Genomic DNA, 13002 nt, shown 5'->3' with positions numbered 1-13002 from the left:
TCACTCACGACCCGAGCCGCGGCAGACCACTCGGTCGGGTTAAGGTCCCTCGGAGAAAACCGAGGGGACCCGATGTCGTTCGTTTCGCCGCTCTTCCTGTGGTACTTCATGCCGGCGGTGCTCATCGCCGTGCTGGTGTGCCCGCGGACCTGGCGCAACGGCATCATCGCGGTCGGCAGCCTGCTGTTCTACACGATCGGCGCCGGGGCGTTCGTCTTCCTGCTGCTCGGCTGCATGATCGTCAACTTCCTGGTCGGCCCGCTGCTGGCACCGAGCCCCTGGGACGTCCACGGCGTGCGGCGGCGCCGGATCCTGATCGCCGTGGTGTCGCTCGACGTCACGGTGCTGCTGATCTGGAAGTACGCCGGGTTCGCGACGCAGCAGATCGCGGCGGTGGCGCACTGGTTCGGCGGGAGCGTGCCGGTCGCGAGCCTGGTCGTGCCGATCGGCATCTCGTTCTACACGTTCCACCATATTTCGTACGTGGTCGACATCTATCGCGGCGAGCGGCAGGCGCTGCGGAACCCGGTGTCGTTCGCCGCGTACATCGCGATGTTCCCGCAGCTGGTGGCGGGCCCGATCGTGAGGTACCGGGAGATCGCGGACCAGCTGCCACAGCTGCGTTCGCACCGGCTCGACGACATCGCCGCCGGCTTCCCCCGCTTCGCGCTGGGGCTGTGCAAGAAGACGATCATCGCGGACTCGCTGGGCCCGCTGGTCGAGGCGTGCTTCAAGGTGCCGCCGGACCAGATGACGTTCGCGACGGCGTGGCTGGGCGCGATCGGCTACACGCTCCAGCTGTTCTTCGATTTTTCGGGCTATTCGGACATGGCGATCGGCCTGGGCCGCATGCTGGGCTTCAGGCTCCCGGAGAACTTCGCCCGGCCGTACTCATCGGTGACGATCACGGAGTTCTGGCGCCGCTGGCACATGTCGCTCTCCCGCTGGTTCCGCGACTACGTGTACATCCCCCTGGGCGGCAACCGCAACGGAGCGGCCCAGACGTACCGCAATCTGTGCATAGTGTTCGTGTTGACGGGCTTCTGGCACGGCGCGCAGTGGACGTTCCTGGTGTGGGGCTGCTACCACGGCGCGCTTCTGGTGATCGAGCGCCGTTTCGGCTTCGACCTGGATCCGGCGGTGCGCTGGAAGCGGTACCTGCGCCGAGCGCTGACGATGCTGCTGGTGGTGTTCGGCTGGGTGTTCTTCCGGTCCCCGGACCTGGGCCACGCGCTGTCGATGCTGGGCCACATGCTGATCCCCGACTTCGACGGCCTCGGCGCGGGTGTGGAGCAGGCGTTCACGAACCAGCGCCTGGTCCTGCTGCTGGCGGCACTGGCGGTGTTCCTGTTGCCGGCCCACCCGGTGACGGGACCGCTGTTGGAGTCGTCCCGAAGCCGCCCGGCAACGGCGATGCGCATCGGCGTGATGACGGTGGGGCTGCTGTACGCGGCGATCCTGATCGCGACGGGAACGTTCAGCCCGTTCTTGTACTACCAGTTCTGACGACGCAAGCCGCCCCACTCTCGGAGGACGTTGTGCCATGGCGACCCCCGCTGGAAGACGCTGACCCGGACCACCGTTTCGACCCCTACCGCGAACGGGCGGGCCGCCTCTTCACCGACGGCCGCGAAGCCGGCTTCGTGTTCGTACGCTTGACCTCAGGAGCCGCCCAGCTCGGCGGCGCCCTCTGGTGGCGCCGGTGGTCAGCCCCGTTCGAGGTGGTCCAGGAGTACTACTCACTGACAGACGGCCGGTTCACGGACACGGTGACCGACGCCGACGACCTCGCGGACGAACTCCTCGACTGGGGCGCGGGCCGGCTGAGCGTGGGCGACGAGGAATACCGGGTCGAATGGCTCGGCGACGAAGAGTCGAAGCTGGTCCGCGACGAGGTCTTCGGCCTGGGAGCATGATCAGCACAACGAGAGGAGCCCGGTGACCGGTCCGACGGACCTGGCCAGGGTGCCGGGCGTGATCCCGTACGTCGACCACCACGGGCACGACTACACGATCACCCCGTTCGCCTCGGTCGTGCTGTCGCCGCACCCCGCGCCGTTGCGGTTGGTCGCCCAGTTCGCGCCGAGCCAAGGCCCCGAAGGGGCGCTCATCCCCGTCGGCTGAATTCGGGCTCGCTGTAGCGATTCCTGGGCTGTGAGCGATCCCCCTTTCCGTGGACCCTCAAGAATACGTGTTCCCGCCGGTAATGGATGAAGAGCTGGCCAGGTATGCCAAAGGGCGAATCGTGCTATCGGTGCTCGGCCTGCGAAGTGTCTACTATCGGTTGCTCCGCGACCGCCACGGCCGGGACGCACTGTGGGCATCGGCGGTGGCACGCCGACTGGCACCCGACGACCCTGATCTTCCTGGCCGGATCCGGGACTCCGCACTCCGCGTCGGGGCGTACCAGATCTGGAGCGACGTCCGGCGCAACGGAGGCACGCTGCACATGGCCGGCCAATTTGCGGCGTTCGTGACTTTGGTTTGTGTGTGCGTCGGCGTGACGTTCTACACTGACGGTTCGTTATCGCAGCGGCTTCCATACGCCACCGCCACCAGCTTCGCGACGCTCGTCGTCTTCGTAGTCGGCTTCAGTACTTCCGAGTTGTGTCCGCCGGTGTCCAGAACAGCAAGAGCCTTGCTCGGTCTGCTCGGACTGGGGGCGCTCATGATCACCGGGTGGTGGCTGTTGCGCTGGCAGACGATCTGGGGGCTGGGACTGTCGTCCGGCGTCTTCATCGGCGCTGCCGCGTTGTTCCTACTCGGCCTCCTGTCCCAGATCGGACGGCTCCTCACCCACGCCGCGTACCGCGTTTCCTGGACCAGGTGGACATCGGCCGAAATCACCGAAACGCTGGCTGAAGCACATTGGTGGCTGAGCAACGAACCGGAGCCCCGCTGTTTGAGAATTGCTTCGGACAACCTGGAGCACGTCGCCAACTGCGTTGAACGCTTCCTCCCCCATTACCTGACCGAGTATGCCTCACCCGTGATCAGCTCGGCACTGGCACAACGCGCACAGCACGAGTTCGCCGGGATCGCTGCCCAGGTCCGGATCCTTGCCAAGGAATGCCTGCTACCGAAGGCGACGACCCGGGTCGAAGCGACGGACAAGGTGGCCGACTTGCTGGTTACCGCCGCCCAAGAGCGTTGGGGTGAGTGGGGTCGCGCCGTCCCCGAAGAAATCGAGCGATCCGCCCGCTGGCGACGGCTCCTCTCCGGCGTACTCCGGTTCGGGCTTGGCTTGTTTCCCCTTGTTTCGGTCGCCGCGGGCGCGCTGTTCGTGTACAAGGCGAATCCTGGGTCCCCCTTCCTCAAGCCAGAGGTCCTCGTTCCCGTCCTCGTCGCCACATTCGGCTTCTTCACCACCGTGCTCGGCCCGGGATCCTCGAGCGAAAGGGAGAGGCCCGGAGGGCGACGGAAGCCTTTCCACGGCCGCGATCGATCTTGAGCGACCGGGCTCAACCACGAGATCGGCGCATGAAACCCTGGCCCCGTGCTCTCGACGCGGTACCTGTTCCTCACCCGCCACGGCGAGACAGCACGGAACGGCAGCCTCACCGAAGCCGGACAGCGGCAGGCCGTTCTGCTCGGACGGCGTCTCCGCGACGTCCCCGTCACCTCGATCCACCACGGCCCCCTCCCGCACACCGCGCAGACCGCCGAACTCATCGCCGCCCAACTCCCCGGCGTTCCCCTCCATGTTGACGACGCCGCAGGCGACTTCGTCCCCTACACGCCGATGCGCGAAGAACTCCCCGAGACCTCCGGCGACCTCCTGCTCGCCTTCGCCCGTCAACTCCCGCCTGCCGACGAGGAAAGAGCCGCCGAGGCCGAGCGGCGGTTCACCGGGCCCGTGCTCGCGAACGAGCCGCGGTACGAAGTGCTCGTCACGCACCACTTCCTCGCCGGGTGGCTCGTCCGCGCCGCGCAGGACGCGCCGCCGTGGCGGTGGCTCACCCTCACCCACGCCCATGCCGGCCTCACCGTCATCCGGTACTCGCCGGGGCGTCCCGCGGCGCTCCTGACGTACAACGACCTGAGCCACCTGGCCGCCGAACTGCGCTGGACCGGCTTCCCGCCCGACTTTTACGTTCCGTAATCGGCAAACGCGGAGCGTTGCCGCCGCGAAAATGGGTCTCGCCCGAACGGACCAGCCTGTCACGATGACGGGATGAACGCCGTCCCGTCGCCGACGTCCGATCGGCTCAACGACTACCTCGCCGCCGACGCCGTCGTCGATCACGAACACCCCGCCATCCGCGCCCAAGCCGACGCCCTGCGTGCGGAGGGCGGCGATCCCGTCGAAAGCGCGAAAGCCGCGTTCCTCTTCGTCCGGGACGAGGTCGAGCACGTGATCGACGCCCGGGATCCGCGCGTCACCTGGCGCGCTTCGGACGTGCTCCGCGAGCGCGTCGGGATCTGCCACGCGAAAGCACATCTGCTCGCTGCTTTGCTACGGGCACAAGGGATTCCGGCCGGGTTCTGCTACCAGGAACTTTCCGCGCTGCACGGGCTGAATGCCGTGTATCTGCACGGCAAGTGGTCACGGCTCGACGCCCGCGGCAACCGCACGGGCGCCGGCGGGGAGTTTTCGCTCGACGACGAAAAACTGGCCTGGCCGGTCGACGTGGCGAACGGCGAGCGCGATCATCCGGAGATCCACCCGGCACCCGCGCCGGTCGTCGTGGAATTCCTGATGACCGTCCGGCCCGGGCCCGGCTGGTACGAAAACGGGCTCCCGGCGGCGCTTCGACCCGGGTTTTCCGTCATTTTCGGAAAACCCGGCGACTAGGTGAATTATTGCCCAGAGTGACGTCTGTCCGTCAGCGGTGTCCCCCGAACTTCTTATTTCGCGCACCCTCCGAGGCGCGTAAAGTGACTCCCCGCGCTCGAACAGACACTTTCTGCTCTCGTCTGTTCGGGTGGTTCAAGGGAGGTGAAGCACGTGGCCGCGGCTGGCGGACGCCTCCGCCGTACTCCACTGCAGGAGATCTTCTGGACCAGGACGAGCCTGCTCCTCACGGTGCTCGTCGTGGTCGCCGGCCTGAGCCTGTGGATCGCCGGCCTGATGGAGCCCGGCACCGGCAAGAACCTCGTGACGTCACTGGGCACCGGCACCCTGATCTCCGCCATCGTCGGGTTCGGCCAGACGCTGATCACCGCCAGCGCGTCGCAACGGGCACTGGTGACTCCGGTGATCGAAGAGAGCAGGCGCGCGCTGGAAGACCTCAGCGCCGAATACCGGGCGCTGAACAAGGAGTTCTTCCCCACCGACGTGTTCGAGGCGACCACCGACCCCGACCCCGCGTTCAACCGCGCGCTGATGGCCGACCTCGACGCGACCCGGCAGTACTTCTTCCGCGGCTTCTCCGGCAGGCACGCGGCCGCGCGCCTGCTGCTTTCCCGCACCGAACGGGAACTGCGGGCCGTCATCGCCGATCCGCGCGACGCGAGCTCGATCAGCGGGCGCGCCCGCTACCTGCTGCGCCGCGAGGCGGCCGACGTCGACTACGAACAGATCCAGACCCGGCTCGACGAAGAGATCCGGATCGGGCTCGTCGGCCTCTTCCTGGCGCGCAGCCGCTGCGCGCAGGTCGACATCACCGTGGTCGCCGACCCGCCGCTGGACCGGCTCGAGATGTTCGACGACAGCGTGTGGGTGTCGCTCTACAGCGACGTCCGCGGCGCCACGAAGCTTTACCCGCGGTCCCTGCGATTCACCGAAGGTTCCTTCCTCTACAACATGGAACGCGCCGAATTCGTGCGCGTCTCGCAGTCCCGGACCGGCCGCCACTTCCGCATCACGTCCGCGACGACACGGACGGATTTCCTGGCCCTGTTCGAGAAGATCACCGGATCTCCGTTGTCCGAGGAGCAGTTCCGCGAGCTGGAGGGCAAGTTCCACGCCTTCCGCGCGGAGTTCTCCGCAGTCGCCGAGCTAGGGAGCTGACCTTGCTCACCAGCCTGTCCCCCCTCACCGAACTGGCCACGCGCCTGCGCACGGCCGGGTTCCCGCTCGCCGCGGACTGGCGCGCGGTCGACGGCTGGTTCCGGCCGTGGGCCGCCCAGGCCGGACTGCGGGAGGAGCTGCGCACACAGCTCCGCACGCTGTCCGCCACGCAGGCGGCCAAGGTGCTGCGCTCGTCACGGGAAACGACCACCCATTTCGCCTGGTGCCTGCTCGACGCGCCGTCCGACCCGTTTTCCTTCTGGCTGCACGAATACAAGGCCCAGGAGGACTGGCGGGAAGGCTACGCGGATTCCGTCCACAACCACAGGTACCACTTCTGCACCACCATTCTCCGTGGTGACTACCTGCACGAGAGGTACGAGACGACGATCGACGCCGACACCGGGCTGATCACGTCCGCGCGGCTGCGCCGCCGGACGCTGTGCGTGGCCGGGACCTGCGCGACCATGCTGGCCGACGAATTCCACCGGATCCCCGAGGCGGCCACCGGAACGATGACTTTCCTCGTGAAATCACGCCCGGTGAGCAGTTTCAGCCTTTCTTTCGACCCAGCCGGCGGAATCGGCCATCGGCACGTTCCGGTAGAGGTCCGATTGGGGGAATTGGCCGACCGCATCTAGCTACACACCGGCGTCAGCGGCGCTTACCATTACTCCACCCGTCTGAACACCACGGCCGGGATGGGAGAGGTGTATGCGCACGCAGGAAGGCACGATCGACCAGGCCATCGTCGACGCCGTCGGAACCCGGGTCCACCGGCTTTGCCGCCAGTACGCCGACCGGCTGCAGTTCCACGGCTGGCACCACGTGAGTTTCGTCCGCGCGAAGGCGGTCGATTTCGCCGCGCACAACGGCGCCGACCGCGGCGTGGTGGAGGTGGCCGCGCTGGTGCACGACGTCAACTACCTGGTGCGCCGGAACTCGCCCGCCGCCGCGGGGCGGAGCCTGCGCCTGGAGATCCTCGCGGAGTGCGGGGTGCTCGCGGACGTCGCGCGGTGGGTCGACGAGATCGTCGACGAGGCGGAGATGGCCACCCGAGGCCGCGACATTTCGCTGGAAGCGCAGGCCCTGAGCGACGCGGACACGTTGTTCAAGGCGCTGCCGGTGACGCCGGTCGTGCTGGCGCACCGGTACCTGCGCGAGAACGGGCTGAGCCTGCGCGAGCTGGCGGACAAGATCGTCGGCGAGCAGTGCGACGTCCACGACGAGGGTTATTACTTCTACAACCCGGAGGCGGCCGCGACGTACTCGCGGTGGGCGACGGCGAACCTGCAGCTCTGGCAGTGCATCAAGGAGGCGGTCGACGACCCGACGGTGGTCGAACTGCTGGACGCGGTCGCTTCTTAGCCTGGTCTCAAAACTCGGCGTGTCGCTAGGTGAACCAACGGCCCGCCCCTGGCTCCGCACCGCCCGCCTGTGGACCCGGCCCGACGGACCGGAGGTCTGTCAGAGAGACTGGGGGCCAGTGCCCGCCCTCTCGACCTGGAGCCTTTGATGCCGCAAGGGACCGTCCGTTGGTTCGACGCCGAACGTGGTTTCGGCTTCCTCGCGCCCGAGGACGGCTCGCCGGACGTGTTCGTGCACGCCTCCGAGATCGTCGGGGACGGCGGCGCGAAAGTGCTCCGCGAGGGTCAGGCCGTCGTGTTCGAGGTCGGCGAGAACGACCGCGGGCCCCAGGCGCTGCGCGTTCGCGTCACCGCCGATGCGGCCACCGGCAGCGCCGTGGGCCTGCTCGGCACCATCAACTGGTACGAGCCGGGCAAGGGGTACGGCTTCGCGTCGCCGGACGGCGGCGGCGCCGACATCTTCGTGCACAGCTCCGCCATCGTGACCGGCGGCGTGGTCACCGAGGGGCAGCGGGTGGCCTTCCTGATCGTCGAAGGCGAGCGCGGCCCGCAGGCCGGGCACGTGATCCCGCTGGGAGCAGGGGCCGGCTCACCCGCTGCGGCTGGTATCGCGGACGGTGCCGACGGCACGGTGGCCTGGTACGACGAGGACAAGGGCTTCGGCTTCATCAACCCCGACTCCGGCGCCGGGGACGTCTTCGTTCACGCCCGGGCCCTGGCCGAGGGGCTGACGTGGCTCGCGGAGGGCGACCGCGTCGCCTACGAGGTGGCTAGTGGAGACAAGGGCCCGCAGGCCCGCGACGTGCACCTGGTCCGGGGCGCCGAGCCCCAGACGGCGCCGCAGCGGTCGGCACCTGCCGCGGCCGCAGGGCCGGCGGCGCGGGACGTGCCCGTACGAGGCGGCGAGGGCGTCGTCGCGCGCTACGACGGCGACCGCGGCTTCGGCTTCATCACCCCGGACGCAGGCGGCGACGATCTCTTCGCCCACGCGTCCGTGATCCTGGGGTCGGAGCCGCTGCAGAAGGGTGACCGGGTCCGGTACGCGGTGCGTCAGAGCGACCGGGGCCCGCAGGCCGACCGCATCGAACGCCTCTGAAGAGGCGGCCCCACCGATGGCTGATCACTTCCCGACGAGAGTGCTCGTTCATCCCCGTCGATGGTGCCGTCAGCAACGCGGCTGCAGCCTCCTCCAGGAGATCGATCTCCCTCGTGGTGACGGGGGCCCCGTGCCGACCCGAGGACCTGCTCCGCGCTCAGAAGCTCACCAGTCACCCCCACCCAACGACACAGAGCTACCGATGTATCCCAAACGAGTGAATGGATGCGTTAGACCTGGTCGCAGAGCTCGATCTTGATGAGCCGGCGGACGTTGATCACGGTGCAGGCCAGCGTGAGTAGCGCCAACGTGGTGCGTTCGGTCCGGTCGTAGCGCAGCCCGAGGCGTTTGAACCGCAGCAGCCAGGAGATGGTGCGTTCGACGACCCAGCGGACCCGGCCGAGGCGGGACTTGCCCTCAATCCCGCGCCGGGCGATACGGACCTTGACACCGTGGCGGGTCAGGTAGCGGCGGCAGCGGCGGTAGTCGTAGCCCTTGTCGGCGTGCAGCTTGTCCGGTCGCCCGTCGTGGCCGGCCCGCCCGGCCGTGGTGGCCGCGCACGGTCGGGTTCGTGTCCAGCAGCGGCTCGAACAGCATGCTGTCGTGGGTGTTTGCCGCCGACAACATGATGTGCAGCGGTAGCCCGTTCGCGTCGCACAGAACGTGGTACTTGGAGCCGGCTTTACCCCGGTCAGTGGGGCTGCGGCCGGTCAGCTCGCCCCCCCCTTTTCGACCGCACCGACACCGCGTCGATGCAGCCTCTGGTCCAGTCGAGCTCGTCGATGTTGGACAGATCGTCGAGCACGAGCTGGTGCAGCCGGTCCCACACGCCGGCGTCCTGCCACTCACGTAACCGCCGCCACGCGGTGTGCCCGGAACCGCATCCGAGCTGCTCGGGTAGGTCTCGCCAGCGGCAGCCGGTGTCGAGCACGCGCCCACCCGGACCGCGCGGCGCTGGTCGGGACGGGATCAGGGGTTCGATCAGCTCCCAGAGCCGGTCTTCGACCCGCCGCTGCTGCGTCGTCTTCGCCACGACTGCCCACGATCGACGACCAGGACCGGCAGGTTACGCAGTGACACACCCTTAAGTTTTGAGACCAGGTCTTAGCCCTGCCCGTAACCCCGCAGCCGCTCGACGACGTTGGCCACCTCGGGCGGCGGCAGCAGGCTGGGCCGGCCGGCACTCTGCGCGAGCAGCCACACGCGGCAGGCCCACTCGAGCTGCAGCGCACGGTGGTACGCGGCCTCGAGACCGTCACCGTAAGTGAGGGTGCCGTGGTTGGCCATGAGGCAGCCACGGCGCCCCTCGAGCGCTTCGAGCACGGCGGCGGCGAGCTCCGGCGTGCCATAGGTGGCGTAGCGCGCGACGCGCACCGAAGGGCCGATGGTGGCGACGATGTAGTGGATGGGCGGCACCTCACGCACGAGCGTGGACACGGCGGTGGCGTGCGGCGCGTGCGTGTGGACGACGGCGGTGACGGGCTCGCTGTCGGGATCGCGCACATCCCAGTAGACGGACAGGTGCACCGGCAGCTCACTGGTCGGCTTGAGCGAGCCGTCGACAACCGCACCCCCGAGATCGACGACCGGGATGTCGGCCGGCGTCAGACTCGAGTAGGCGACACCCGTCGGAGTGACGGCGACGAGCTCACCGGCCCGCAGCGAGACGTTCCCGGAGGTGCCGACGACCAGGCCGTCACCGACCATCCGACGCGCGTACGAGCACACTGCGGCCCGCTCGGTCTCGAGGATCATGCGCAGGTCCCGTCTCGTGAGTGATCAGCAGCCGATGTGCACACTGCCAGCCACCCAGGAGCTTCGGCCAACCCGCTCGCAGAACTCACGCCTCTCAACGCGGACGCCGCACCCCCGCGACAGCAGCCCCCACCACTCCCTGGCAGGGTTCCGGCAAGTCGTAGCGTCCCCTTTTCAGGTGCCTCACCGGCATGAACGGCACGTTGACGGCACAACCGGCACCCCACCCAGACCCCTCCCTGCCACCCCGATACGAAGCCGAAACACGGCCGGTAGTGCCGGGTCAAGGCACGCTTTCCCGCCTTGACCCGGCACTACCGTCCGTCGTCACAATCCGGCTTCGGGGTGGTGGGTCAACGAGTGCTTTGCGGAGCTACCGGCAACGACACGACTTCGCCGGAACCCCCGCACCGGAAACATCCCCCACCTGCCGCCCGGCCGTGGGCGCCGAGTCGGCAATGACTCATTCGGGACGTCCGGCGTCCCGAATGAGTCATTCGCGACGTCAGGCCTTCGCCGGAGCAGCGGGCGCGGCGGGCGCAGCCGGGGCAGTGGGCGCGGCCGGAGCAGCAGCCGAAGACTTCGGAGCCGGCTTCCGGTCCCCGTTCTCGGCGCCCGAAGGCTCCGGGGCCAGCAACCGCATTGCCTCCTTGACCGCCACGTCCGTCGCCGCGATCCGCTCGGCGACCTTCGTCCGCAGGTCCAGGGCCAGTTTCCGGTTCTGGTCGGCCGAAGCCTGCTTGGCTCGCGCGTCGGCCAGTGCGGCTTCCGTCTCTTCCTTCTTGCGCGCGAACTCCGCCTCGAAGTCCTTCTTGCGGCGGGCCAGCTCCTCCGCGGCCACCCGGTCCGCTTCCTCGCGCGCTGCCGCGGCCTTCGCCTCCGCCGCGGAGTCCGCTTCCTGGCGGGCCCGCTCGGCCGCCGCGGCCAGCTCGACGCGCTTCGCGCCCGCCGCCGCGTTCAGCTTCTCGATCTCGCCCTTCGCTTCCGACAGCAGGCGAGCGCGCTCCTCCTCCGCGTCCTTCGCCAGCTTGTCGGCCGTGCGGCGGGTCTCGTGCGCGTACTTGTCCGCCTGGTCGCGGGTCGAAGCCGCGTCGGCTTCGGCCGCCGAACGCAGGTCGGCGATCTCCTCCTCGGCGAGCTGCATCATCATCCGGACGCGCTCGGCCATCGCGCCCGCGCCGGACGGGCTCGAGCTCATCCTCGCCAGGGCGGCCTTCGTCTCGGCCAGCTCCTTCTGCGCGTACGAGAGGGCCTTCGTGAGATCCGAAGACGTCGCGACGGCGTCGTCGCGGTTGCGGGACGTCTCGCGAAGCTCCTTGGTCAGCTCGGCGAGGCGTTCGTCGACCTGACGCTGGTTGTAGCCGCGGACACCCACGGCGAACTGGGCGGTCTTCGGGGCGGGGCTGGGCTTCTCAGGCGCGACCATCGGGCCACCTTAATGAGCAAGGGTCCTTCAGGGCGTACCGCCAAAAGGATGCATCACCCATTTGAGAACCCCCGGTGACGCATGGCAGCGTGACCTCGGTTGACCAGCGGAGACCATTATGGACATCCAGGGTGAACCGAGGGCGTCGCTACCCGCCGCCCCGGAGCCGGGCCGATAACGTGCGCGCGTGGAATTCGGCACGCACTGGCAGGTGTACGTCACCATGCCGTTCATCGCGGCGCTGATCGGCTACGTCACCAAACGGGTCGCCATCGAGATGATGTTCCGGCCCCTGGAGTTCACCGGGATCAGGCCGTTCCTCGGCTGGCAGGGCGTACTGCCCGCCAACGCCGAACGCATGGCGGCGACCGCCACCGAGATGCTGACGACCAACCTCGTAGACCCGAAGGAGATCTTCTCGCGGCTCGACCCGGCGCAGGTCGCGAAGGAAATCGAGCAGCCGCTGCTGCGGGTCGTCGAGGACGTCACCCGCGACGTGATGGAGACCTACCAGCCGCGGCTGTGGGAAGTCCTGCCGAACAGCGCGCAGCAACTGCTGCTCAAACGCGTCCAGGCCGAGGCGCCCAAGGCGATCACCAAGATCATGCGGGAGATCGCCGACAACATCGAGGACGTCCTGGACCTCAAGCACATGGTCGTGACGAACCTCGTCCGCGACAAGGCGCTGCTCAACCGGCTGATCCGCGACATCTCGCGGCCCGAGATGCGGTTCATCGCCCGCTCGGGCATCTGGTTCGGCTTCGCCCTCGGCTGCGTGCAGCTGGCGGTGTGGGCGCTGACGAGGTCGCCGATCGTGCTGCCGCTGTTCGGCCTCGGCATCGGCTGGCTGACCGACTGGCTCGCCCTGAAGATGATCTTCCTGCCGCGCGAGCCCCGCCAGTTCTTCGGCCTCTACACCTGGCAGGGCGTCTTCCAGAAGCGCCGCGACCAGGTCGCCGCCGACTACGGCGACATGATCGCCCGCGAGATCATCACCATCCCGAACCTCCTGGAAGCGGTGCTGCGCGGGCCGAAGTCCGACCGCCTGTTCGCGATGATCACCCGCGAGGTGCAAAAGACGATCGACGCGCAGGCGAGCGTCGTCAAACCGTTCGTCGCCATCGCCGTCGGCACGAAGAAGTTCCAGGAGATGAAACAGACGGCGGCGGCGAAGGCCGCAGAGCGTGTCCCGGAGACGATCCGGTACGCCGAGAACTACGCCATCAACGCGCTCGACGTGCGCAACACGATCGTGGACCGGATGCGGAAACTGAGCGCGCTGGAGTTCGAGCAGCTGCTGCGGCCGGCGTTCCGGCAGGACGAGTGGAAGCTCATCGCCGTCGGCGCGGTGATCGGCGGGCTCGTCGGCGAGTTGCAGGTGCTCGCGCTGCTCGGGTAGCCGGTA

13 protein-coding genes and 1 pseudogene are annotated in these 13002 nt (G+C 68.3%); 11 read left to right on the top strand and 3 right to left on the bottom strand.

The annotated features are described in order from the left end of the window. The first annotated feature begins 72 nt into the window (after positions 1-72). From CF165_RS05860 to CF165_RS53365, 10 genes are all read left to right on the top strand, one after another. A complete protein-coding gene (locus CF165_RS05860; protein ID WP_093946349.1) occupies positions 73-1506 on the top strand; it encodes an MBOAT family O-acyltransferase in 1434 nt (477 codons plus the stop codon). 32 nt (positions 1507-1538) lie between these two features. Then, positions 1539-1916: a hypothetical protein gene (locus tag CF165_RS05855; RefSeq protein ID WP_093946348.1), complete on the top strand. Its 378-nt coding sequence runs from the start codon at positions 1539-1541 to the stop codon at positions 1914-1916. 22 nt (positions 1917-1938) lie between these two features. Beyond that, complete coding sequence (locus tag CF165_RS05850; RefSeq protein WP_093946347.1) at positions 1939-2124, top strand: hypothetical protein; 186 nt, start codon at positions 1939-1941, stop codon at positions 2122-2124. A gap of 49 nt (positions 2125-2173) precedes the next feature. Continuing rightward, on the top strand, positions 2174-3451 hold the full coding sequence (locus CF165_RS05845) for a hypothetical protein (protein WP_143268446.1): 1278 nt from the start codon (positions 2174-2176) through the stop codon (positions 3449-3451). A 45-nt stretch (positions 3452-3496) separates the two neighbouring features. Continuing rightward, positions 3497-4102: a histidine phosphatase family protein gene (locus CF165_RS05840; RefSeq protein ID WP_093946345.1), complete on the top strand. Its 606-nt coding sequence runs from the start codon at positions 3497-3499 to the stop codon at positions 4100-4102. A 72-nt stretch (positions 4103-4174) separates the two neighbouring features. After that, positions 4175-4795 (top strand): transglutaminase-like domain-containing protein, encoded by a 621-nt coding sequence (locus CF165_RS05835; RefSeq protein WP_093946344.1) that lies wholly within the window; start codon positions 4175-4177, stop codon positions 4793-4795. Positions 4796-4939: 144 nt separating this feature from the next. Next, the gene (locus CF165_RS05830) at positions 4940-5953 is read left to right on the top strand and encodes a hypothetical protein (protein WP_167441361.1); all 1014 of its coding nucleotides are present in this window, start codon (positions 4940-4942) and stop codon (positions 5951-5953) included. A gap of 2 nt (positions 5954-5955) precedes the next feature. Beyond that, positions 5956-6594, top strand: coding sequence for a hypothetical protein (locus CF165_RS05825; RefSeq protein WP_093946343.1), 639 nt, complete (start codon positions 5956-5958; stop codon positions 6592-6594). A gap of 73 nt (positions 6595-6667) precedes the next feature. Further along, on the top strand, positions 6668-7321 hold the full coding sequence (locus CF165_RS05820; RefSeq protein ID WP_093946342.1) for an HD domain-containing protein: 654 nt from the start codon (positions 6668-6670) through the stop codon (positions 7319-7321). Positions 7322-7468: 147 nt separating this feature from the next. Next, positions 7469-8416 (top strand): cold-shock protein, encoded by a 948-nt coding sequence (locus CF165_RS53365; protein ID WP_093946341.1) that lies wholly within the window; start codon positions 7469-7471, stop codon positions 8414-8416. A gap of 230 nt (positions 8417-8646) precedes the next feature. On the opposite strand, the pseudogene CF165_RS05810 reads toward CF165_RS53365, so the two are convergent. From CF165_RS05810 to CF165_RS05800, 3 genes and pseudogenes are all read right to left on the bottom strand, one after another. Further along, a pseudogene (locus tag CF165_RS05810) lies at positions 8647-9449 on the bottom strand (IS5 family transposase). A gap of 71 nt (positions 9450-9520) precedes the next feature. Continuing rightward, positions 9521-10171, bottom strand: a complete 651-nt coding sequence (locus CF165_RS05805) for a class II aldolase/adducin family protein (RefSeq protein WP_093946340.1) — start codon at positions 10169-10171, stop codon at positions 9521-9523. Positions 10172-10676: 505 nt separating this feature from the next. Then, a complete protein-coding gene (locus CF165_RS05800; RefSeq protein ID WP_093946339.1) occupies positions 10677-11597 on the bottom strand; it encodes a coiled-coil domain-containing protein in 921 nt (306 codons plus the stop codon). 223 nt (positions 11598-11820) lie between these two features. On the opposite strand from CF165_RS05800, the gene CF165_RS05795 reads away from it, so the two are divergent. Next, the gene (locus tag CF165_RS05795) at positions 11821-12996 is read left to right on the top strand and encodes a DUF445 domain-containing protein (RefSeq protein WP_093946427.1); all 1176 of its coding nucleotides are present in this window, start codon (positions 11821-11823) and stop codon (positions 12994-12996) included. Positions 12997-13002 lie beyond the last annotated feature (6 nt).

It is taken from the genome of Amycolatopsis vastitatis (assembly GCF_002234595.1).
Lineage (GTDB): Bacteria > Actinomycetota > Actinomycetes > Mycobacteriales > Pseudonocardiaceae > Amycolatopsis > Amycolatopsis vastitatis.
Note: the sequence above shows the minus strand (reverse complement) of the source record. Positions and strands in the feature narration are given on the sequence as shown.

Bases quoted from the DNA above. Each gene is read 5' to 3' on its own strand.
- CF165_RS05860 (WP_093946349.1), top strand. From the start codon at position 73: ATGTCGTTCGTTTCGCCGCTCTTCCTGTGGTACTTCATGCCGGCGGTG.
- CF165_RS05835 (WP_093946344.1), top strand. From the start codon at position 4,175: ATGAACGCCGTCCCGTCGCCGACGTCCGATCGGCTCAACGACTACCTC.
- CF165_RS05795 (WP_093946427.1), top strand. From the start codon at position 11,821: ATGCCGTTCATCGCGGCGCTGATCGGCTACGTCACCAAACGGGTCGCC.
- CF165_RS05805 (WP_093946340.1), bottom strand. From the start codon at position 10,171: ATGATCCTCGAGACCGAGCGGGCCGCAGTGTGCTCGTACGCGCGTCGG.
- CF165_RS53365 (WP_093946341.1), top strand. From the start codon at position 7,469: ATGCCGCAAGGGACCGTCCGTTGGTTCGACGCCGAACGTGGTTTCGGC.
- CF165_RS05800 (WP_093946339.1), bottom strand. From the start codon at position 11,597: ATGGTCGCGCCTGAGAAGCCCAGCCCCGCCCCGAAGACCGCCCAGTTC.
- CF165_RS05820 (WP_093946342.1), top strand. From the start codon at position 6,668: ATGCGCACGCAGGAAGGCACGATCGACCAGGCCATCGTCGACGCCGTC.